Source organism: Actinoplanes sp. NPDC051411 (genome assembly GCF_040682075.1).
GTDB lineage: Bacteria > Actinomycetota > Actinomycetes > Mycobacteriales > Micromonosporaceae > Actinoplanes.
Genome location: NZ_JBFBAD010000040.1, coordinates 33,925 through 55,927 on the forward strand (window position 1 = coordinate 33,925; position 22,003 = coordinate 55,927).

General features: G+C 69.7%; 18 protein-coding genes and 1 pseudogene. 7 read left to right on the top strand and 12 right to left on the bottom strand.

The annotated features are described in order from the left end of the window. Positions 1-90 (bottom strand): annotated as a pseudogene (locus AB0M88_RS22695) (pentapeptide repeat-containing protein); the annotation flags it as partial. Positions 91-1,021: 931 nt separating this feature from the next. On the opposite strand from AB0M88_RS22695, the gene AB0M88_RS22700 reads away from it, so the two are divergent. Next, positions 1,022-1,564 (top strand): GNAT family protein, encoded by a 543-nt coding sequence (locus AB0M88_RS22700; protein WP_364105243.1) that lies wholly within the window; start codon positions 1,022-1,024, stop codon positions 1,562-1,564. Here AB0M88_RS22700 and glgB read toward each other — a convergent pair. Genes glgB through AB0M88_RS22720 form a run of 4 tightly spaced genes read right to left on the bottom strand, consistent with a single transcriptional unit; the run spans position 1,550 to position 8,782 of the window. Beyond that, complete coding sequence (gene glgB / locus AB0M88_RS22705; protein ID WP_364105327.1) at positions 1,550-3,652, bottom strand: 1,4-alpha-glucan branching protein GlgB; 2,103 nt, start codon at positions 3,650-3,652, stop codon at positions 1,550-1,552. The two genes, AB0M88_RS22700 and glgB, sit on opposite strands and share 15 nt — an antisense overlap. Before the next feature lie 51 nt (positions 3,653-3,703). After that, positions 3,704-5,014, bottom strand: coding sequence for a maltokinase (locus AB0M88_RS22710; protein ID WP_364105245.1), 1,311 nt, complete (start codon positions 5,012-5,014; stop codon positions 3,704-3,706). Then, positions 5,011-6,780 (bottom strand): maltose alpha-D-glucosyltransferase, encoded by a 1,770-nt coding sequence (treS, locus tag AB0M88_RS22715; protein WP_364105247.1) that lies wholly within the window; start codon positions 6,778-6,780, stop codon positions 5,011-5,013. Before treS ends, AB0M88_RS22710 begins: the two co-directional genes overlap by 4 nt. A gap of 34 nt (positions 6,781-6,814) precedes the next feature. After that, positions 6,815-8,782, bottom strand: a complete 1,968-nt coding sequence (locus AB0M88_RS22720; RefSeq protein ID WP_364105249.1) for an alpha-1,4-glucan--maltose-1-phosphate maltosyltransferase — start codon at positions 8,780-8,782, stop codon at positions 6,815-6,817. A gap of 487 nt (positions 8,783-9,269) precedes the next feature. On the opposite strand from AB0M88_RS22720, the gene AB0M88_RS22725 reads away from it, so the two are divergent. After that, complete coding sequence (locus AB0M88_RS22725; RefSeq protein ID WP_364105251.1) at positions 9,270-9,851, top strand: hypothetical protein; 582 nt, start codon at positions 9,270-9,272, stop codon at positions 9,849-9,851. A gap of 141 nt (positions 9,852-9,992) precedes the next feature. On the opposite strand, the gene AB0M88_RS22730 is transcribed toward AB0M88_RS22725, so the two are convergent. Next, complete coding sequence (locus tag AB0M88_RS22730; protein WP_364105253.1) at positions 9,993-10,460, bottom strand: PPOX class F420-dependent oxidoreductase; 468 nt, start codon at positions 10,458-10,460, stop codon at positions 9,993-9,995. 9 nt (positions 10,461-10,469) lie between these two features. Then, positions 10,470-11,267 (bottom strand): polyphosphate--glucose phosphotransferase, encoded by a 798-nt coding sequence (ppgK, locus tag AB0M88_RS22735; protein WP_364105255.1) that lies wholly within the window; start codon positions 11,265-11,267, stop codon positions 10,470-10,472. Between the two features lie 222 nt (positions 11,268-11,489). Here ppgK and AB0M88_RS22740 point away from each other — a divergent pair, with 222 nt between their 5' ends. Further along, a complete protein-coding gene (locus AB0M88_RS22740; RefSeq protein WP_364105257.1) occupies positions 11,490-12,245 on the top strand; it encodes an RNA polymerase sigma factor SigF in 756 nt (251 codons plus the stop codon). A gap of 86 nt (positions 12,246-12,331) precedes the next feature. Here AB0M88_RS22740 and AB0M88_RS22745 read toward each other — a convergent pair whose 3' ends face one another. Continuing rightward, positions 12,332-13,291: a helix-turn-helix domain-containing protein gene (locus tag AB0M88_RS22745; RefSeq protein WP_364105259.1), complete on the bottom strand. Its 960-nt coding sequence runs from the start codon at positions 13,289-13,291 to the stop codon at positions 12,332-12,334. 228 nt (positions 13,292-13,519) lie between these two features. On the opposite strand from AB0M88_RS22745, the gene AB0M88_RS22750 reads away from it, so the two are divergent. Continuing rightward, positions 13,520-14,401 (top strand): nuclear transport factor 2 family protein, encoded by an 882-nt coding sequence (locus AB0M88_RS22750; protein ID WP_364105261.1) that lies wholly within the window; start codon positions 13,520-13,522, stop codon positions 14,399-14,401. A gap of 40 nt (positions 14,402-14,441) precedes the next feature. After that, positions 14,442-15,548 (top strand): FAD-dependent monooxygenase, encoded by a 1,107-nt coding sequence (locus AB0M88_RS22755; protein WP_364105263.1) that lies wholly within the window; start codon positions 14,442-14,444, stop codon positions 15,546-15,548. 85 nt (positions 15,549-15,633) lie between these two features. Here AB0M88_RS22755 and AB0M88_RS22760 read toward each other — a convergent pair whose 3' ends face one another. Together AB0M88_RS22760 and AB0M88_RS22765 are read right to left on the bottom strand one after the other, a co-directional pair. After that, a complete protein-coding gene (locus AB0M88_RS22760) occupies positions 15,634-16,770 on the bottom strand; it encodes an epoxide hydrolase family protein (RefSeq protein ID WP_364105265.1) in 1,137 nt (378 codons plus the stop codon). 54 nt (positions 16,771-16,824) lie between these two features. Beyond that, positions 16,825-17,043, bottom strand: a complete 219-nt coding sequence (locus AB0M88_RS22765; RefSeq protein WP_364105267.1) for a hypothetical protein — start codon at positions 17,041-17,043, stop codon at positions 16,825-16,827. A gap of 404 nt (positions 17,044-17,447) precedes the next feature. Here AB0M88_RS22765 and AB0M88_RS22770 point away from each other — a divergent pair, with 404 nt between their 5' ends. Continuing rightward, on the top strand, positions 17,448-19,004 hold the full coding sequence (locus AB0M88_RS22770; protein ID WP_364105269.1) for a GGDEF domain-containing protein: 1,557 nt from the start codon (positions 17,448-17,450) through the stop codon (positions 19,002-19,004). 8 nt (positions 19,005-19,012) lie between these two features. Here the strand turns inward: AB0M88_RS22770 and AB0M88_RS22775 are convergent, their stop codons facing one another. Both AB0M88_RS22775 and AB0M88_RS22780 read right to left on the bottom strand, forming a co-directional pair. After that, positions 19,013-19,687: a general stress protein gene (locus AB0M88_RS22775; RefSeq protein WP_364105271.1), complete on the bottom strand. Its 675-nt coding sequence runs from the start codon at positions 19,685-19,687 to the stop codon at positions 19,013-19,015. A 21-nt stretch (positions 19,688-19,708) separates the two neighbouring features. Further along, on the bottom strand, positions 19,709-20,629 hold the full coding sequence (locus AB0M88_RS22780) for a phosphatase PAP2 family protein (RefSeq protein ID WP_364105273.1): 921 nt from the start codon (positions 20,627-20,629) through the stop codon (positions 19,709-19,711). 215 nt (positions 20,630-20,844) lie between these two features. On the opposite strand from AB0M88_RS22780, the gene gsmA reads away from it, so the two are divergent. Then, positions 20,845-21,990, top strand: coding sequence for a sporangiospore maturation cell wall hydrolase GsmA (gene gsmA, locus AB0M88_RS22785; protein WP_364105275.1), 1,146 nt, complete (start codon positions 20,845-20,847; stop codon positions 21,988-21,990). Positions 21,991-22,003 lie beyond the last annotated feature (13 nt).

Genomic DNA, 22,003 nt, shown 5'->3' on the forward strand with positions numbered 1-22,003 from the left:
GGTCCGCCGGAGCTCGGTCCGCCGGAGCTCGGTCCGCCGGAGCTCGGTCCGCCGGAGCTCGGTCCGCCGGAGCTCGGTCCGCCGGAGCTCGGTCCGCCGGAGCTCGGTCCAGCGGAACTCGGTCCAGCGGAACTCGGTCCAGCGGAGCTCGGTCCGCCGAAGCCTTGGCCGCCGGAGTTCGGGTTACCGAAGTGTTGCCCGCCGGAGCTTGGGCCGCCGGAGCTTGGGCCGCCGGAGTTCGGGCCGCCGGAGTTCGGGCCGCCGGAGTTCGGGCCGCCGGAGCTTGGGCCGCCGGAGCTTGGGCCGCCGGAGTTCGGGCCGGCGCCGGAAGCGGGGGACGCAGGGTTGGGCGATCCGGAGTGGGGCGCGGCCGAGGTCGGAGCGCCCGAGCTGGGACTGTGGTCGAACGGTGCCATGACGGTCTGGGTGTCGGCCTGTGACGCCCAGGGATCGACCGGGACCGGGTATTCCGGAACGGATCCGTCGGCCGGGCCGGAAAGCCACCGCGTGCCGCAAACCGGGCAAACATGGGTCTTGTCGTCGTTGTGTGCGGCGCATTTGGGGCATATCCACATACGACGGCTTCCTCAGCTATGGCCTCGTCGGCTCCGGCCACTCCATTGTCGTTCGTCGCGGCCAGTGTTGTTCTTGCGGGCTAGCCCACTGTCTAGTTCCGCGGTCCACCCCCGCCCGTTGGGTGGGGCCTATTCAACCAGCAACCTCCGACAATTCCGCACCGCCATCCACAGGCTGATGGTCGCCCACTCCGGGGCTGGCCAGTGTGTGTGCCGGCGCTGTCGCCCTTGTATGCCGGCGTCCGGAGGGAACAGCCGTATCTTGTCCTCGCGGTGCTGGACTACCTCGAACCGGACCTCGGGGTCGGCGTCGGGGGAGCAGCAGCTGGTCGACCCGACCGGCGGTGGGGAGGCCGACGTTGATGAGAGCGGCGGCCGGCCCGTACCGGTCACCACTTCGCGGACGCGGGCCGCGGGGAAGTGGCGGGCCGGGCTAGCCTTCGAGGATGCTGATCGCGACTGAGCGGCTTGTGCTGCGGCGCTTCCGGCCGGCCGACGCGGAGGTGCTGGCCGGCTACCGGTCGGATCCGGAGGTGGCGCGGTACCAGTCGTGGGATGCGCCGTTCTCGCTGCTGCGGGCCGAGACCGCGGTGGCCAACTTTATGGCGTCGGATCCTGACAAGGCGGGCTGGTTTCAGTATGCCGTCGAGCACGCCGACGAGAAGGTGCTGATCGGGGACGTGGCCGTGCACCTGCACGACAACCTCAAGCAGGCCGAGCTCGGGTTCACGGTGGCCGCCGCGTACCAGAAGAGAGGCTTCGCCGCGGAAGCGGTGACGGCCGTGATCGACCGGCTGTTTCGGGTGCAGGGTTTGCACAAGGTGAGCGGGGAGTGTGACGCCCGCAATGCCGCGTCGGCCGGGCTGATGGAGCGGCTCGGGTTCACGCGGGAGGGGCACCTGCGCCAGCAGACCTGGATCAAGGGCGAGTGGACCGACGACCTGATCTACGGCCTGCTGGCGGAGGAGTGGCTTCTAGGACGGGCGTAGCCAGACCGCGCCGAGCGGGGGCACCCGCAGCGACACCGAGAAGTCGAGGCCGTGCCACGGGAGGGCGTCGGCCTCGACCGAGCCCAGGTTGCCGACGCCGGAGCCGCCGTAGAGCTCGCTGTCGGTGTTGATCACCTCGGCCCAGTGGCCGGGGCGGGGCAGGCCGATGCGGTAGTCCTCCTGGGGCACCGCCGCGAAGTTGACCACGCAGACCAGCGGGTCGCCGTTCGGGGCGAAGCGGATGAACGAGAACGTGTTGTGCTGGGAGTCCTCGCTCGTGATCCAGCGGAAGCCGGACGGCGACGTGTCCTGGGTCCAGAGGGCCGGGGTTTCGCGGTAGACCCGGTTGAGGTCCTTGACCAGGGAGTGGATGCCGCCGAACAACGGGTTGTCGAGCAGGCCCCAGTCGAGGCCGCGCTCCTCGCTCCACTCCCGCATGTCGCCCAGCTCGCTGCCCATGAACAGCAGCTGCTTGCCGGTGAAGGCCCACATGAAGCCGAGCAGCGCGCGGGTGTTGGCCAGCTTCTGCCAGTCGTCGCCGGGCATCTTGCCGGTCAGCGAGCCCTTGCCGTGCACGACCTCGTCGTGGCTGATCGGCAGAATGTAGTTTTCGCTCCACGCGTAGACCGTCGCGAAGGTCATCTGGTGGTGGTGCCACTGCCGGTAGATCGGCTCCTTCTCGATGTACGAGAGGGTGTCGTTCATCCAGCCCATGTTCCATTTGAAGCCGAACCCGAGGCCGCCCAGGTGGGTGGGGCGGGTGACGCCGGGCCACGCCGTCGACTCCTCGGCCACCGTGATCACGCCGGGGTTGTTCTTGTAGACGGTCGCGTTCATCTCCTGCAGGAAGCTGATCGCGTCGAGGTTTTCCCGGCCGCCGTATTGATTGGGCGTCCACTCGCCGTCCTTGCGCGAGTAGTCGAGGTAGAGCATCGAGGCGACCGCGTCGACGCGCAGGCCGTCGGCGTGGAACTCCTCGCACCAGTAGAGCGCGTTGGCGACCAGGAAGTTGCGGACCTCCTTGCGGCCGAAGTCGAAGACGTACGTGCCCCAGTCCGGGTGCTCGCCGCGCCGCCAGTCGCCGTGCTCGTAGAGCGGGGTGCCGTCGAAGCGGGCCAGGGCCCACTCGTCCTTGGGGAAGTGGGCGGGCACCCAGTCGAGGATCACGCCGATGCCGGCCTGGTGCAGCTTGTCGACCAGGAAGCGGAACTCGTCGGGGTTGCCGAACCGCGACGTCGGGGCGAAATAGCCCGTCACCTGATAGCCCCAGGAACCGCCGAACGGGTGCTCCATCACGGGCATCAGCTCGACGTGGGTGAACCCGGCGTCGACGACGTATTCGGTGAGCTGGGTGGCCAGCTCCACGTAGGACAGACCCGGCCGCCACGAGCCGAGGTGCACCTCGTAGGCGCTCATCGGTTCCTGATGCCAGGCCTTCGAGGCGCGCGAACGCATCCACTCCGCGTCGGCCCACTCGTGGGACGACGCGAAGACCACCGAGGCGGTCGCCGGCGGCACCTCGGTGTGCTGGGCCAGCGGGTCGGCGTGCTCGCGCCACACGCCGTCACGGCCGAGGATCTTGTACTTGTACTTGGTGCCCACGTGCGCGTTCGGGATGTACAGCTCCCAGACGCCACTGCTGCCGAGCGACCGCATCGGCCACCCGTCGTACGGCCCCCAGCCGGCGAAGTCGCCGACCACCTGGACCCCCTGGGCGCTCGGCGCCCACACCGCGAAGCCGACACCGGTGCCCCGGGGCTGGGCCCCGAGCACCTTCCACAGCTTCTCGTGCCGGCCCTCGCCGATCAGGTGCAGGTCGAGCTCGCCCAGGGTGGGCAGGTGACGGTACGGGTCGTCGAATTCCACGCCGTCGACGTCGAGCCGGTAGTCGAGCACCGTGCCCGGCAGTTCGGCGGCGAAGATGCCGTCCGGATGCACCTGGACCATGGTGACCCGCTCGTCGCCCACGATCACCGACACCGCCTTGGCGCCCTTGCGCATGGTGCGGATCACCGTGTGGTCGCCGCTCGGGTGCGCGCCGAGGACCGCGTGCGGATCGTGGGTGTCGCCGGCGACGACACTGTTCAGAATGCGCTGGTCAGCGGCCAGGGCGGAGGTCACAGAAGGCTCCTTAACTTTTCAGCCGACAAGGCGGGCGATGGAGCGCAGAGGGATGCGCAGCCAGCCCGGCCGGTGCCGGGACTCGTACGCGGCCTCGTAGACCGCCTTGTCCAGCTCGTAGGCGGCCAGCAGATCGGCCTGCTCGCGCGGGTCGAAGCCGGCCGCCTTGGCGTATCCGTCGCAGAACGCCGCCCGGTTGCGGTCGACCCACTCGCGGGCCCGGGCGGCCAGGTGCTCGTCGTCGGACTGGTCGACCAGCAGTTGGTAGGCCGCGTATTCGTAGCTGCGCAGCACGCCCGCGATGTCGCGCAACGGCGAGTCGGGCATGCGGCGCTCCTCGAGCGGCGAACCCGGCTCGCCCTCGAAGTCGATCAGCAGCCACCCGCCCGGGGTGCGCAGCACCTGTCCGAGGTGCAGGTCGCCGTGTACCCGCTGGACCGTCACCTGGCGGCCGGTCAGGGCCCGGAACTTCTCCTCGATCCGCGGGACGTACTGCTGGATCTCGCCGACCGCGTTGGCCGCCGACCGCAGCCGGGCCAGCACCGCGTCGACCGGGAACGGCGCCGGGCCCGAACCCAGCGCGGCGGCCAGGTCGGCGTGCACCGACGCGACCGCCTCGCCCAAGCGGTACGACTCGCTCTGGAAGTCGCCGCCCACCTCGTCGGCCCCGAACCCGGCGTCGGCGAACAGGTCGCGGGCGCTCGCCGTGGCCATCGCCCAGCCCTCGGCCGAGTTGGCCGCGTACGCCGTGACCATCCCGAGCGGGCACGGCTCGCCGCTCTCGGTCGTCTCGAACGAGCCCAGCAGCTTGGCCACGTGCGGGTTGCCGGCCCGCCCGAGCACCCGGTTGAGCTCGATGTCGGGGTTGATGCCGGCGGCGACCCGGCGGAAGACCTTGAGGATGGCCTCCTGCTCGAAGATCACGCTGGTGTTGCTCTGCTCGGCGTCGAACACCCGCGGGGCCGCGTCGACCGGGAACGTGGCACCCGGCTCGGGCTCGAACACGACGTCACCGACCGTGCCGCCGGCCGCGATCATCTCGAGCAGCCGCCGCGCGGCCCGAGGATCGTAGAGCGCGTCGTAGCCGGTGCGGTTGCCGTCGGTGCCGATCGTGGCGACCGTGCTGTATTCGACGATCGGGCCGCTGTCCCAGGCCACCAGCACCTGGTAGCGCTCGGAGCTGCCGTCGGTGTATTCGACGTCGATCAGCACCAGGTCGAGGGCGTCGGCGAGCGTCGTCGACGACGCCTGCTTGACCGACGCCAGGGTGCGGGACCGCCCGGCGTACCACCTCTGCTCGGGGAGCCATTCGGCGAAAGGCAGCGTCATTGCTTCTCCTCGGAACCGCACAGCTGGAACCAGTAGAAGCCGTGACCCGGCAGAGTCAGAAGGTAGGGCAACTGGCCGATTCGCGGGAAGTTCACGTGCCCGGTCAGCTCGACCGGCGTGTACCCGTTCCAGTGCTGCAGGTTGAGTTCGATGGGTTGCGGGAACCGCGACAGGTTGTTGACGCACAGCACCACGTCGTCGCCGTCCTCGCGCAGGTAGGCCAGCACGGACGGGTTGGACCCGCCGAGCTCGCGGAACGTGCCGACGGCGAACGCCTCGTGGCGGCGGCGCACGGCGAGCATCGTACGCGTCCAGTTCAGCAGCGACGTGGAGCTGTCGCGCTGGGCCTCGACGTTGACCGCCTGATAGCCGTACACCGGGTCCTGGTTGGCCGGCAGGAACAGCCGGCCCGGGTTGGCGGTCGAGAAGCCGGCGTTGCGGTCCGGTGTCCACTGCATCGGGGTGCGTACGCCGTCCCGGTCGCCCAGCCAGATGTTGTCGCCCATGCCGATCTCGTCACCGTAGTAGAGCACCGGCGACCCGGGCAGCGAGAGCAGCAGGGCGGTGAACAGCTCCATCTGGTTGCGGTCGTTCTCGAGCAGGGGAGCCAGGCGGCGCCGGATGCCGACGTTGGCCTTCATGCGCGGGTCTTTCGCGTATTCCCCGTACATGTAGTCGCGTTCCTCGTCGGTCACCATCTCGAGCGTCAACTCGTCGTGGTTGCGCAGGAAGATGCCCCACTGGCAGTTGTCGGGGATGGCCGGCGTCTGGGCCAGGATCTCGGAGATCGGAAAGCGCGACTCGCGCCGGACCGCCATGAAGATGCGCGGCATCAGCGGGAAGTGGAACGCCATGTGGCACTCGTCGCCGCCGCTGCGCGGGTCGCCGAAGTATTCCACCACGTCGGCCGGCCACTGGTTGGCCTCGGCCAGCAGCACCCGCCCCGGGTATTCGTCGTCGATCACCTTGCGGCAGTGCTTCAGGAAGGCGTGGGTCTCGGGCAGGTTCTCCCCGTTGGTGCCCTCGCGCTCGTAAAGATAGGGCACCGCGTCGAGCCGGAAGCCGTCGATGCCCAGGTCGAGCCAGAAACGCAGGACGTCGATCATCGCTTCCTGCACGGCCGGGTTGTCGTAGTTGAGGTCGGGCTGGTGGGAGAAGAAGCGGTGCCAGAAGAACTGCCGGCGCACCGGGTCGAAGGTCCAGTTCGACTCCTCGGTGTCGACGAAGATGACCCGAGCGTCCTTGTATTTGTCGCTGGTGTCGCTCCATACGTAGAAATCGCCGTACGGCCCGTCGGGGTCACGGCGTGACTCCTGGAACCACGCGTGCTGGTCACTCGTATGGTTCATGACCAGGTCGGTGATCACCCGGATGCCGCGCTTGTGGGCCGCGTCGAGCAGGGCCACGAAGTCTTCCACCGTGCCGAACTCGGGGAGCACCCGGTAGAAGTCGCTGATGTCGTAGCCGCCGTCGCGCAGCGGCGACTGGTAGAACGGCGGCAGCCAGAGGCAGTCGATGCCGAGCCACTGCAGGTAGTCGAGCCGTTCGATCAGGCCGCGCAGGTCGCCGGAGCCGTCGGAACTCGAGTCGTAGAACGCCCGGACCAGGACCTCGTAGAAGACTGCCCGCTGAAACCAGGTGCGGTCGGCCGGCAGTGATCGCGCGTGCCCGAAATCGTCGGCGGTGGGATGCTCGACCACGCCGTCCTCGACGTGGCTGCCCTCCGCCGGGTCGAAATCGGCGTCGAGCTCATTGTTCTGGTCCATCACATTCCCACCTACCCACCCGCAGGTAAACGAATCAGTTGCGTGGCTGCACAACGAAGATGTGGGCCGGTTCGACGTACGGATCGATCCGGACCGCGTTGTGCTGGCCCCACTCGTAGGTCGCCCCGGTGATCTGGTCGGTGACCGTGAACCGGTCGTGCCAGTCCATCCCCAGGGCCGGCATGTCCAGCACCGTGTTTCCCCACTGCACGTTGCCGGAGTCGAACGTGACCACCACCAGCACCGTGTTGCCGGTCGGCTCGTCGCGCTTGGAGAAGCACAGCAGCGCGCCGTTGTCGACCTCGTGGAACCGCAGGTTGCGCAGCCATTGCAGCGCGGGGTTCTCGTCGCGGACGCGGTTGAGCATCGTGATGTAGGGCGCCAGGGACCGGCCGCTGCGCTCGGCGGCGGCCCAGTCGCGCGGCCTCAGCTCGAACTTCTCGTTGTCGAGGTATTCCTCGGCGCCCGGCCGCGGGACGTGCTCGAACAGCTCGAAGCCCGCGTACATGCCCCAGGACGGCGAGAGCATCGAGGCCAGCACCGACCGGATCTTGAACATCGGCGGGCCACCGTGCTGCAGCGACTCGTGCAGGATGTCGGGGGTGTTGGGCCAGAAGTTGGGCCGCATCCAGTCGAGCGAGGCGAGCAGCTGGCCCATGTATTCCCGCATCTCCCAGGCCGAGGTGCGCCACGTGAAGTACGTGTAGGACTGGCTGAACCCGATCTTGCCGAGGCCGTTCATCATGGCCGGCCGGGTGAACGCCTCGGCCAGGAACAGGACGTCCGGCTCCTCCTCCTTGACCTTGGCGATCAGCCACTGCCAGAAGTTGAGCGCCTTGGTGTGCGGGTTGTCGACGCGGAAGATCTTGACGCCCTGGGCGACCCAGTGGCGGACGATGCGCAGCACCTCCTCGCGCAGGCCCTTGTAGTCGTTGTCCCAGTTGAGCGGGTAGATGTCCTGGTATTTCTTGGGCGGGTTCTCCGCGTACGCGATCGTGCCGTCGGCCCGCGTGGTGAAGAACTCGGGGTGGGTCCTGCTCCACGGATGGTCGGGCGCCGCCTGCAGCGCGAGGTCCATCGCGACCTCGAGACCGTGCTCCTCGGCCGTCGCGATGAACGCGCGGAAGTCTTCCAGGGTGCCGAGCTGAGGGTGGATCGCGTCGTGGCCGCCCTCGTCCGAGCCGATCGCCCACGGGGAGCCGACGTCTTCCGGACGGGCGACGAGCGTGTTGTTGCGGCCCTTGCGGTTGACCTTGCCGATCGGGTGAATGGGCGGCAGATAGAGCACGTTGAAGCCCATCGCCGCGACCGCCGGGATGCGCCCGGCCGCGGTCGCGAACGTGCCGTGCTTGATCGGGATGCCCTCGGGACCGACCTCGGCGCCCTCCGAGCGGGGAAAGAACTCGTACCACGACGAGTAGAGCGCGCGGGGCCGATCGACCCAGATCGCATAGGACCGGGTCGTCGTGACCAGGTGGCGGACCGGGTTGTCCCAGAGGAGTTCCTCCAGGTCGAGCGCGGGGGAGACCCGGGCGAACAGCGACCGCTGCTCGTCGCGCAGGGCGGCCGCCGCGTCGCGCACCCGCTCCTCGGACTCGTTCGGCACGATCTTGGCGGCGAGGTCGAGCACCTCGGCGCCCTCGTCGAGGTCGTTGTGCAGGTCTTCGACGCCCTGACCGGCGCCGATCTTTTTCACGACGGCGTCACGCCACGTGCGGTAGGGGTCGTCGAACGCCTCCACCGTGAACGTCCACCGGCCCACCCGGCTCGGCCGGATGACGCCGTGCCACTGGTCGAGGCCGGGCTCGCCGGGCAGCATCCGCGTGAACGGCTCGGCCTCACCGTCGGGGCCACGCCATACCACATTTACGCCGAGGGCGTTGTGGCCTTCGCGGTAGGACACCGCGGCGACCGGCACGAGTTCTCCGACAACTGCCTTGGCCGGGTAACGACCGCAGGACACCGAGGGCGTCACGTCTTCGATGGGGAAACGACCGGTCATGATCTCCACCGTAGTCAGGAGGGCGCGGGCGGGGTCGGCGAAAAGTGAGACATCGTCAAGGCATACATCTCCGCAGTGGAGCCGCCGCAAACGACGCAGAGCCGACGCGTCCAACCTACCGGAGCGCGCCCGGCCCGCCTCATCCGCACCGTGCCTTCGCGCCGCCCACGAATTCCGCTGATTCGGTCCCCGCGGCACCCGTTCATGCTTGCCCGGCCTGATCACCGGGACATTGCCGGCCGGCAAAATCACGCTTCCCGGTCGGCGCCGGCTTTCCGTACGCGCGGGGCCGCCACAAACGCCACAGCCGCCCCGGCACGGTCTCGCCGAAAGGCGTCCGCGCGCTCCTCCGCTCCCCTCCGGGAGCGTCTCGGTTGCCAGGTGGTCCCACTCCGGTGACCCTGCTCAGAACACCCGCCCGGGCCGCCGACCAGACCCTCGACGCGGCACCGACCGGTTGCCGCGCCCGAGCCTTTAGGAGCACGACGTGGCGGGTCCCTCTGGTGAGCTTTCCCCGGTGATCGCGGCAAGCACCCACTGGCTCGCCCGCGCCTACCCGGCGGGCAGCGCCGACTCCATCGCCCACACCCTCTCCGAACTGCAGGCCCGCCAGGCGATCACGGTCGCGGCGTGGCTGCGCTACCCGACCGAGATGGACGCGGCCCTGGTCGCGATCGCCGGCCCGGGCGGCTCGGCCGTCCTCGACTGGCGCGCCGGCAGCGAACCGGACGACGAGGCCCTGGAGTCCGAGGGCTGGCGCACCTGGGTCGACGAGGTCGTGGTCTCCTGGGCGGCGTGCCTGCTGGCCGACCCGCTGCTGGCCCGCCGAGGCGTCGACGCGGTCCTCGCGGCCGTCCCGTCCGACACGTCGCGGCCCAGCCCCTACCCGCGCACGGCGGGCGACGTGCCCCACGAGTTCCGCCGGCTGCTGGCGCCGGACGAGCGCGACCGCAAGGCCGCCGTGCTGCTGCGCCACCCCGACCTGCTCGAGCCGATCGCCGAGCTCCACCGCGACACGCTGCTCTATCTGCTCGACGCCGAGCGCAACGAGCCGGCGCTGCCCGCCTGACTCACCCCACCCCGTTACTGGGTGGGGTCGAGTAACGCACGTGGGTATGACACTTTCGGGACGGCCGTGCACAGGTCTTCGACGCGTACCGGAAAAGCCGCCGCCGGATCTCCCGGCGGCGGCTTTCCTGGTTGGGGTTTCTCAGCTGTCGGCGAGGCGGGCGGGGAAGCCGCCGGTCGCGATCGGGCCCCAGCGGTCGATCGTGATGCGGATCAGGGATTTGCCCTGGTCCTTCATCGCCTGGCGGTATTCGTCCCAGTTCGGGTGCTCGCCGGAGATGACGCGGAAGTATTCGACCAGGGGCTCGAGGGCCTCGGGCAGATCGAGCACCTCGGCCGTGCCGTCGACCTGCACCCAGGCGCCGCCGAAGTCGTCCGACAGGATGAGAGCCGAGACCTGCGGGTTGCGGCGGACGTTGGTCGCCTTGACCCGGTCGGGATAGGTGGAGATGACGATGCGGCCCTCGGTGTCGACGCCGCAGGTGTTGGGCGACGACTGGGGGCGGCCGTCCCGGCGGGTCGTCATCAGGATCGCGTGGTGACGCGGGCGGATGAACTCGAGCAGCCGCTCGCGGTCGACCTTGGTGTTGGTCGCGATGGTGCGGGGCACTGACTCTCCTCAGCTGTGGCTCGGCGCGGCGTGCGCCTGCGCGTGGGCGTCGACCGGGACGACGCCCGGCCCGTCCGACTGCTCGGCGGTCACGGCGGCGCCGATGATGCCGGCGTTGTTGAGCAGCGTCGCCGGAACCATCGGGGTGCGGATGTCGATCAGGGGGAAGAAGCGGTCCGACTTCTTGCTGACGCCGCCGCCGATGATGAACAGCCGGGGCGACAGCAGCGCCTCGACCGCCCGCAGGTAGTCCTGCACGCGGCCGGCCCACTTCTCCCAGCTCATGTCGTCGGCCTCGCGGGCCCGGTCAGACGCGCGGACCTCGGCGTCCTTCCCGTCGATCTCGATGTGGCCGAACTCCGTGTTCGGAATCAGCTTGCCGTCGAGGAACAGCGCGCTGCCGATGCCGGTGCCGAACGTCAGCATCATGATCAGACCGGACTGGTCGCGGCCCGCCCCGAACGCCACCTCGGCCACCCCGGCCGCGTCGGCGTCGTTGAGCACCGAGACCGGCATGCCGAGCCGGTCGGAGAACAGCTGGGCCGCGGGGGCGTCGAGCCACGACTTGTCGACGTTCGCCGCCGTCCGCGTGACGCCGTCGACGACCACGCCGGGGAAGGTGATGCCCACCCGGTCGAACCCGCTGAACTGCGCCGCGACCTCAGCCACCGCCTCGACCACGCTGGTCACGTCGGACGGCTGGGGTGTCACCACGCGATAGCGCTCGGCTAAGAACTCACCGCGCACCGTGTCGACCGGTGCGCCCTTGACCCCGGAGCCGCCGATGTCGATGCCGAGAATGGCCATCCTGTTTCCCGTCTCCAGTTCGAAGATGTTTCTCGCTGTCTACCACGGGGCACCGACATCGCATGGGTGGCGGTTGACCCGCTCGGGTTCTCTTACCCTCATCGTGGGGGGTAAGACTCATACTTTCGGCTAGGCAAGGCTGGGCCAATCGGATAACGTAAGCAGCTGAACGGTCGCCGCACGCGGGCACGGCTCTCTGCCCGCCCATGGAGGACCACAGCGATGCTCTACACCGAGACATCCACCGACAGTGCCACCGACCTGCTCAACGTGCTGGCCGCCGACCCGGCCCGCGGAGACCTCCGCGACCGGGCCATCGAAGCCTGGCTCCCGCTGGCCCGCCACCTCGCCCACCGCTACTCCGGCCGCGGCGAACCCACCGACGACCTGATCCAGACCGCCACCGTCGGCCTGATCAAAGCAGTCGACAAGTTCGACCCGAGCCGAGGCGTCGACTTCGCCGGCTACGCGATCCCCACCATCATCGGCGAGATCAAACGCCACTTCCGCGACCGTACGTGGTCGGTCCGCGTCCCCCGGCGCCTCCAAGAGCTGCGCCTGGCGATCACCGAAGCCAACAGCACCCTCACCCATACTCTGGGGCGATCCCCGACGGTGCCGGATATCGCGGTGCACCTGGGGGTTTCGGAAGAGGATGTGCTGGAAGGGCTGGAAGGCGCCCGGGCGTACAACGCGACGTCGCTCTCCACTCCGATCTCCGCTGACGGATCGACGGAGTTGGGGGACACGCTGGGGGGCGAGGACTACGAGTACGAGTTGGCGGAGACCCGGGTGGCCCTCGGTCCCGCGCTGGCGACCCTTGACGAGCGTGAGCAGAAGATCCTTACGCTGCGGTTCTACGGGAATTTGACTCAGTCGCAGATCGCCGATCGGATCGGGATTTCGCAGATGCATGTTTCTCGGCTGCTGGGGAAGGCCCTGGTGAAGCTTCGTTCCGAGCTGGTGGCCGGTTTCTAGGACCCGTGGGTTTCCACTCTTCGACCTTGAGGATCAGAGCCGTCGCTGGTGCGTGCCGCGTGTGGGCAGGCGCCGGCGACGCTCGTTCAGCTGACGAAGGTGTTTCGCAGGTGGCTCGGTGGCATGCCGTGGCGTTCGCGGAACAGTCGGCTGAAATGGGCGGCACTGGCGAATCCCCATCGGCGGGCTATGCGCGCGACCGGTTCGCCGGCGTTCTGCAGAAGGTCCTGATAGCCACGGCTGAGCCGGCGGTCGCGGATGTGCGTGCCGACCGGCGGGCCGTAGTGGCGGAACAGTGAGTAGAGAGTGCGCAGCGAGATCGCGTGCGCCGCGGCGATGCCGGGCGGTGTCAGCGCCGGATCACCGAGGTTGTCCTCGATGTATTCGAGGATCTGGCTGATCAGTCGCCGTTGCTGCGGGTCCTGGTCGAGCCGGTCGGTGGCCGGGCTCAACTCGTTGAGTAGTTGCAGCAGCAGGTCGGCGGCGGAGTGGCGGATGCTCGGGCCCAGCGCGGGCAGGCGTACGCGGAAGAGGTCCACGACCCCGAAGAGCGTGCCCACCAGGTCGGTCTTGTGTCTTATCGGCTTGCCGAGCAGGGCGTCGTGTTCGGGGCAGAGTTGTATTACCGAGGCCCGCGGGAACAGGAGTATGCGGCTCTGAACTTCGGCGGCGGCCTCGAAGGTGAGCGGATCGCCGCCGTCCCAGAACAAGGTGTCCCCGGCGAGCAGCTCAAACCGGCGAGGCCCGCCGCCGGCAACTCCCCGGCCTGACCGGATGAAGATCATCGCGATGCTGTTCGCCTGATCAACCGGTACGGCGGAGCGCGACGAGGGCCGGCCGAGGGTGTCGACCCGCCCGTCCATCAGGCTGAGGGCCTCCAGGTTGCGTGCACGGGCCGGAGCACCGAGGAAATCGGTGACCGTTCCGGCCGAGTCAGTCCGGTCGATCAGCGTGGAAATCGCGAGAACACTCGCCCAACGGTCGATCCGCTGTGTCGGCCCGGCCGGTTCCGTCTGCTCGGACCGGCCGGGCGATCGCGCGTTCATGCGGCGATGGTCATGCCTCGGGCGAGTGAGCGACAAGGCCGGGTGACCGTCGTCACGACACGCCTGTGCAGTGGCTCATGTCGATCCCGCGTGGATCGGCAACCGTCGCGCACGCACCGGCAAATGCGGCCAACTCCGTCCGCCTAGGTTTGGCCCGGCCCGGTCGGCGACGTGACTTCGTGGATCGCCTGACCCGTCTCATCGAAAATCATCCCAAGGAGCATGACCATGACCTCGGACCTCTCCCAGCGGCCGGTTCCCTACCCCGATGTCGCTGACGTCGCGCACGCGAGCGCACCGGCCGCGGCGTTCTTCCGGTCGTTCTTCAGCGCCAAGAGCTCCAAGGACATCGAGGCCACGCAGGCCCACTTCCACCCCGCGAAGACCGCCTATTTCGACGCCACGCTCGGCTGGGCCTTCACCAGCCACGCCGACGTACACAAAGGCTGGCAGCAGCTGATGCCCACGTGGCCGGACGCGGCGAAGTCGTATCCCACCGGGATTCTCGGCGACACGACCAGCGGCATCGTCTTCATGACCGACACCCCGGAACTGTTCGGCGCGGAGCTGAGGGCGATCGCCGTCGTCGACTTCGAGGACGGCAAGATCGTGCGCTGGGTCGATTACTGGGATGGGCGGGGCAGCGAGATCGCCCGCACGATGAGCGTTCCCGTCGAAAGCTATCCGCACGAGCTCGGCTCCGATGCGGTCACGGACCGGGTCGGTGCCCTGGCCGACGCGGCACGGAACATCGCCGACGCTTTCGGCGAGGGAGATGCTCGGCCGGTGGCCGATCTGTTCACCTACGATGCCGTGTTCGAGGACATGACACTGCGTTCGCAGATCCGCGGCCGAGCGGCGATCGCGCGCTACCTGGGCCGTGCGCTGCCGCACCTGCCGTACGCCGGGGCATCGATCCGGCACATCGTCGGCAACAGCGTGTCCGGCGGATTCGAATGGCGCGCCGACAACCATCCGGTTCCGCGCGGCGCGGTGGCACTCGTGCTCGACGACCACGGCCAGATCGCCGAATTCACCGCGGTCTGGGACGGCTCGCTCCTTGACGACGCCGCCATCACCGCCGCCGTCGCCTGCTCAGTCGATCGGTAATGGATCGGGAGGGCGGTTCACCGAACAACGGAAGGGCATCATGAGACAGGAATCTGTGCTGGTCGCAGGCGGGGGCATCGCCGGGCTCGCCGTCGCTCGGGCGCTCCGGAGCCACGGCATACGCGCGGTTGTCTCCGAACGCACGGCGCACACCTCTGCTCCGGGGCTGGCGATCAACTTGCCGGGCAACGCGGTAACCGCGTTCGCCGAGTTGGGCCTCAAGGACGAGCTCGAGAAGACGGGCCGGCCGACCCGCCGGCGCGAGTACCGCTCGGCCGCCGGCCGGCTACTTTTCGAGGTCGACGAGGACGAGTTCTGGGGTCCGGACAGCCGGCCGCGTTGCGTACGCCGCTCCGACCTTCTGGCACTGCTCGACGAGCCGCACGAGGACAACCGGCGGCGGTCGGTCATCGAGTCGGTGCGGCCGTCGGCCGGGGGCGCCGAGGCGGCGTTCGCCGACGGGCAGGTGGAACAGCACGACTTCGTGATCGGCGCCGACGGGGTTCGATCCGTGGTGCGTCAGTCTCTCTTTCCGGAGCAGACGTCAAGCTCGGCGGTCATCAGCACCGCCAGCTTCCGCATCATGGCGCCCAATCCCGGCGTCGACTGCTTCACCGCCTGGAGCGGAGACGGCAGCGCGTTCCTGCTGATCCCGGTGGACGACGACGAGGTGTACGCGTTCGCCTCCGCGGCCGGGGGTGGCCACGTCGACGCCGATCCGTCGTGGCTGAGCCGCACCTTCGCGAGTTACCCCGAGCCGGTCAAGCCGGTCGTGGCCCACGCGCAACGCCGTCCGGACGCGTTGTACCACTCACCGATCGAGGAGATCCGGATCGGCGAGTGGTCCCGCGGGCGCATCGCGCTCATCGGCGACGCGGCGCATGCCACCGCCCCGATATGGGCGCAGGGTGCGGCACTCGCCGTCGAGGACGCACTGACGATCGCCGACGTGCTGGCCGAAGGTGACTGGGACACGGCAGGCACCCGTTATCAGCAGCAGCGGCGCGAACGAGTGCGCCACGTGCAGACCGCTACGGACCGATTCTCCGAAGCGCTCGCGCTGCCCCTCGAGGTCCGCGAGCTCAACATGCCGATTGCCGGCCCCAGGGCGTACCGCGAAGTGTTCGGGCCGCTGCGCTCCAAGTAGGAAGCCGTTCCGTCGTCACTCATGGGCGCAACTTAGTCAGCCGGCTTTCCACCACACGCAGCGGACAGACCGGACCGGCTCCCAGTCACGGGCGGGGGCGCTGGAGGCCTTGGGCGAACGTTCGGATGTCTTCGGCCAGGAGGTCGGGCTGCTCGCGGGCGGCGAAGTGGCCGCCGCGTGGCATTCGGGTGTAGTGGACGACGTTGTGGTTGCGTTCGGCCCAGCTCCGTGGGGGCTGGACGAGGTCGGCCGGGAACACGGCGACTCCGGTGGGCACCGTGACGAGGATCGGGCCGGGTGGGTAAGCCTTGTGCTCCCAGTACGGGCGGAAGGTGGCGGCAATGGCGCCGGTGAACCAGTAGAGGCTTGCCTGGGTGAGGATGAGGTCGTCATCCAGGCCGACAGCGCCGTCGGTGTGGTCGGTCCAGGCGTGGTACTTCTCCAGCAGCCAGGCCAGCAGGCCGACCGGGGAGTCGTTGAGGGCGTAGGCGGCGCTGAGCGGGCGGGTGCGCTGCAGGTGTTCGTAGCCGCCCTCCTCGGCGTACCAGCGTTCGCCCTGGTCGAGGTAGGCGCGTTCGGCGTCGGTCGGGTTCGACTGATTCCCGGGGTCGGCGACGGCGAGCACGTGGATGCCGGCGACCGCTTCGGGGTGGGCCTGGGCGAGACGGGCGCTGATGCCGGCCCCGAGGTCGCCGCCGTGGGCGAGATACCGCGGGAAGCCGAGCCGGGTCATCAGCGCGTGCCACAGCTCGTGCGTCGCGATGCCGGGCTTCCGGCTCTGCTCGGGTGTGAAGGGGAAGCCGGGCAGGGAAGGCACGATCGCGGTGAACGAGGGTGCGGCGCCCGCTCCATAGTCGGAAGGGCGGGAGAGGCGCCGGGCGAGTTCGACCTCCTCGAGGAAGGTGCTCGGCCAGCCGTGGGTGAGCAGGATCGGCGTGGCATCCGTCGTCTCGCCGTCGAAGCGCAGGTAGTGCACGGAGGTTCCGTCGAGCATCGCGTGGTGGGACGGAAGCGCGTTGATCTCGGCTTCCCGCGCGCGCCAGTCGAAACCGTCGGCCCAATAGCCGGACAGGCGGCGCAGTTCGCCCGGCTCGGTTCCGGCGCGCCAACCGTCCATCCGCCCATCCATCGGCCAGGGGCGTGGCCACCGTGTCGCGCGTACCCGGCTTCGCAGTTCTTCCCACGCGGATGCCGGGACCTCGATCAGCGGAGCGTTCGGCATGGATGATCCTCCTCTCGCTGTCGGTACGGTCGTGGTGCCCGGCCCGCGCGCATGTCAACCGAGTCGGCGGCGGAACTCCGCGTTGGCGGTGGTGATGAGCTCGTTCAGGCGGTCGATCTCGCAGTCGGCGATGGACACGTCGAGCCGGTCCAGGAGGCCGGCGGGGAGACGGCCGAGGACGAACTCGCGGAAGGCGGCGGCCAGGAAGACGCCGAGCGCCACAGCGGCCCGCCCGAGGATCTCGTTGCCGGACCCGAGGCGGCGCTGGTGCACGGCCTCGGTCAGCCGCTGTTCGGCCGGGCCGGGCCGGCCGGCCTCCTTCAGCGCCAGACCCCAGTTACGCAGAACCTGACTCCGCAGCTCCGGCCGGCCGATCCGATCCGCGCGGGCATGCGCCGACTCGTACGTACGGAAAGCCGCGTCCGGCGGGAACGCCGACGCCAGCCCGAGCTCCGCACTGCGCCGTCGCGGTCCGGAGCCCGGCGAGGGCCGAATCCGTTGTCACGGGGCCGAAGCGTAGTACGACCGGCGGCGCTTGAGGGGACGGTCGCGCGGCTCCGTGGACCCGGGCCCGTCGAGAAGCCGTAACGCCCAACCGCGTAAGTTTCAAAAGCTCAGGTCAGGAAGGCAAGGGCCGATCGGCACCTCGGGACGTGGGCGGACCGAGGGGGAGCGCCGTGGCGAACAACGGGCTGATGGCCGTCTCGCCCTATGGGCCGCTTTCCGGCCTGGCCTTCGAGGTCTACGACCTTACCGCTCACGGCCGCCACCTCGAGAGTCTCGTCGAGGCCGACCGGGCCGAGTTCGTGGTCAACCTGTTCGGTGACTACCGGACCGCGCGGGTGGTTCGGCTGGGGCGGGTCTATGCGCTGGCCGCTCTGGGCCGGCTCGATGAGGCGCTCGCCGTGGGGGAGGCGCTCGCGGCGGAGAGTGGGGAGGCCACCGCGCCGCTGGCGACCAAGGCCAAGATTTTGGCCGATGTCGCGGACACGTTGTTGCGGCTGGGGCGGATCGATGACGGCCTGAATTATGTCGCCCGGGCGTGGGGGCTGCTCGAGGTGGCTCCGCGCGGCACTGTGCGTTATGTGTCGGCGATGTCTTCGCTGTGTGACGCGGCCCGGGCGGCCGAGTTGTTCGAGCTGGCCGATGACTGCATTCGCATTGTCACCGAGGCGTTCGCGACCGGTGCCGACCCGGTCTATCGGGAGGCCGTGCTTCTTCAGAAGGCGGAGCTGCTGCTGGAGTGGGGGCTGCGCCTGGAGCAGATCGGCCGGCTGGAGGAGGCGGCGGGGCTGTTCGCCCGGAGTGTGGCGACGCTGGCCGACTGGGACGGGCTGGACGAGTCGGGTCCGATCGGCGCCGCGCTGCTGGCGGTCGGGGCGGCCAAGACGGGCCGGCCCGAGGTGGCGTTGGACGTGGTCGGCCGGTGGTTGTGGCCGATGCGGGAGGCGGGTCAGAACCACGAGGCCCGGTTGCTGCATCTGGCGTACGGCCTGGTGCTGCGCGAGCGGGGCGACCTGGCCGGCGCGCACCGGGAGTTCGTCGCCGCCGATGAAATGGCCGGGCTTCCGGGGCAGCGCCTGCTGTTCCGGTACGAGCTGGCCCAGGTGGCCGCGCTGGAGTCGCCCGGGGTGGCCACCCAGACGATGTTCCGCGCGTTGACCAACCAGCTGGAGTTGCTGTGGCGGCTGCGGCTGGACCGGCGGTCGATGCTGCGGCAGGCGATCCGCCGGGTGGAGTTGGAGTCGGCGCAGGCGCGGGCTGACCGGGCGGCCGCCTCGGACGCGTTGACCGGGCTCGGCAACCGGCGGGCGTTCGACCGGCTGATGGGGGATTTGCGGGGCGGTGGCGCGCTGCTGCTGATCGACGTCGACCACTTCAAGGGGATCAACGACTCGTTCTCGCACAGTGTCGGCGACCGGGTGCTGGCGGCGATCGCGGGGGTGCTGCGGGATCACTGCCGGAAGGACGAGGTGGCGGTGCGGTTCGGCGGGGACGAGTTCGCGATGCTGCTCAAGACCGAGCCGGCCGAGGCGGCGCGGGTGGCCGAGCGGATCCGCGAGGTGGTCGGGTCCTACGACTGGAGTGTGGTCGCGCCGGGCCTGCGGGTGACGTTGAGCATGGGGCTGGCCCCGTTTGCCGGGGAGACGAGCGGCCACGAGCTGTTCGACCTGGCTGACCGGCATCTCTACCTGGCCAAGCGCAACGGTCGAAATCAACTCGCGGCCGCCTGAGAGCGGCGCTATTCGGCGCCGCTCGCGTTCCAGTTGAGCTGGACGAGCAGCGAGCGGGCCTGGTCCGCGACCTCGGGGTCGGTGGTGACCGCGTACTGGCCGGCCTGCAGCGAGCTGCGGGAGGCGAAGTCGCGCCGGCCACCGGTGGCGGCGTGGGCGATCGCGCCGAAGATCGCACCCCAGGCAGCGCCGATGAGCAGGCAGACGAAGATGACGGCGAACCAGTTCGAGTTGCTGAAGATGCCCAGCAGCAGGCCGATCAGCAGGCCGAACCAGGCGCCGCTGGCCAGTCCGGCGCCGGCCGCCCGGGCGGTGGTGAGCCGGCCCAGCACGTTTTCGACCAGGCGCAGGTCGGTGCCGATGATCGCGGTGCGCTCGACCGGGAACTTGTTGTCGGAGAGGTGGTCGACCGCCTGCTGGGCCAGGGCGTAGTCGGCGTAGCTGCCGACCACGACGGTGGCGGTGGGCGGCACGGCCGCGCCGCCGGTCTGCGACGGCAGGCTGGGCACGCCGGCCGGCCCCGGCGGGACCGAGGACGCGGCCGAGCCGGCCGGTGACGGAACACCGAGGCCGGTGGTCGGCGTACCGCCGGGGCCGGCCGGCGCCGGAGCGCCGGGGCCGGTGGACGGCGGAACGGTGGCGCCGCCGGGTGTGGCGGGGGAGTCGTCGGCTGGGGTGGTCATTTTCGGGCCTCCCTTAAGTGATCAGTCCGTTTCGACAGGGGCGGGTTCGGGGGCGAGGGGCCGCCGGCGAGGGCCGGAGGTGAGCCGCACCCAGAAGACGAAGGAGCCGGCCGCGGCGGCGGCCATCACGGCCGAGCCGGCGAGGAAGGCGACCCGCCCGGACACCAGGCCCGGGTGGAACCGCTCGGAGAAGGCGACCGCGAGCATGCCGAGCACGCCCCCGGCGGCGGTGATCGCGAACGCGGCGAGCAGCGGCCACTGGGTGAACCGGCTGGAGCGCTCGCCCGGCTCGGGGCGGCGCAGGCGGCCGACCCGGATGCCGAAGATGGCGATCGCGCCCCAGGCGAGCACGATCAGCATGGCCGCGATGGTGTCGCTCGGGCGGTGCCACTCGGCCCAGACCGTCGCGATCGCGATCACGGTGACGTAGACGAAGCCGATCAGGGCGACCATCCCGCGTACGGCCCTCGGCAACACCAGGACCAGCGCGTACACGACCGAGGCGGCCGCCGCCGTGTGGCCGCTGGGGAACGAGTTCGGACCCGGGAAGTGGTCGAGATCGGGCCGCACGAGGTGGCCCTTGAGCAACTCGACGCTGCCGTTGGCCCCGATCACCAGGAACGCCGCACCGATCGCGAGGTCGATGCGCTTGCGGAGGATGCCGATCGCGGCCGCCACCACGCAGCCCAGCACCACGCTGGCCAGCGTCGTGTTGTCGAGGGCGCGGCCGAGCACCTGGTCCATCTTCGGGTGGTGCACCCCGCTGCGCAGGGCGGCGTTGTCGACCGCCTGGCCCAGTGAGGTCTGGACGAAGAGGCGGTAGACCAGGTAGGCCCCGGCCACGGCCAGCACCGCGATGGCCAGCGGTAGCAGTACGTGGCCCGGCCCGCGCCGGGGCGCGCTCAGATCGACTGTCTGCTCTCGCGATGCCAGGGCCGTCATCGGCTGGGGTCCTCCTGCTGCGGTGAACGGGGACGGCGGGAATGTGCCCAACCGTCGCGATTTTCAAGCCCCCTCAGTCTCCAGGGTCTCCCTGAGAGCTTCCAGTGCCACCCACCCCGCAGGGCAACTCAGTGGCAACCCGTTGCGCTCTCGTCCCGCAACCGCCCGACGGGACCTTCGTCAGGACCGCCGAAGTAGGACGAGGGGACGTTTTCATGGGCAGGTTGACCCGACGCACGTTCGCCGGGCCGTTGCTGGTGCTGGCCGCGGGGGCCGGAATCGGTCTCGCGCCGGACGCCGCACACGCGGCGACCGGAATTTCCGCCACGATCCGCGTGAACAGCACGCTGATGATCCGCGCGGGCGCCACGCTCGACTCGGAGGTGCTGGGCAGCCTGCGCGACGGCCAGAGGGTGACGGCTCTTTGCGGCGTCACGGGCCCGAGCGTCCGCGGCTCGATCCGTACGACGACCCAGTGGGACAAGTTGAGCACCGGCGGATACGTGACCGACGCGTATGTCGCCGCGGCCAGGAGCATCCCTCGCTGCACGACGCCGCAGGCGCAGAAGGTGCAGTCGAAGCCGGCGGTCAAGACCACGACCGCCTACAAGGTCGGCACCGTCCGCAGCACCGACGGCAAGGTCAACATCAGGACGGGGCCGTCGCCGGCGTCGCCGGTGAAGCGGAGCGTGGCCACAGGGACGAAGGTGCAGGAGATCTGCGGCGTGGTGGGCACGCTGGTCAAGGGCACCGTACGCACGACGACCCAGTGGAACCGGCTGAGCGACGGCACCTACATCTCGCATGCGTACGTCGTCACGCCGACCCTGCACCTGTGCCCGGGTGCCGCCTCGACGCCGCCGGTGTCGACCCCGGCGCTGACCCCGGCCCAGTTCATCGCGGCGGTGGTGCCGGGCGCGCAGGCCGGCTGGCGGGAGTACGGCGTGCCCCCGTCGACGACGATCGCCCAGGCGATCCTCGAGTCGGGCTGGGGCCGGAGCAGCCTCTCGATGACCGACCGGAACTACTTCGGGATCAAGTGCCAGGGCACCGGCTACGGCAAGCTGGCGACCGGCTGCCACGTCTACAACACCACCGAGTGCGGCAGCACCGCGGCCTCCTGCTTCGCGACTTCGGCGAGCTTCCGGACGTACGCCACGATGGCGAACTCGTTCCGCGACCACGGCAACTTCCTGAAGGTGAACAGCCGCTACAAGCCGGCGTTCGTCTACACCAGGGACGCGAACAAGTTCATCTGGACGGTGTGGAAGGCGGGCTACGCCACCGACCCGAACTACTTCACCAAGGTCACCGGGCTGATGGCGACCTACAACCTGTATCAGTACGACACCTGGAAGTGAGCGTCCCGCCCCC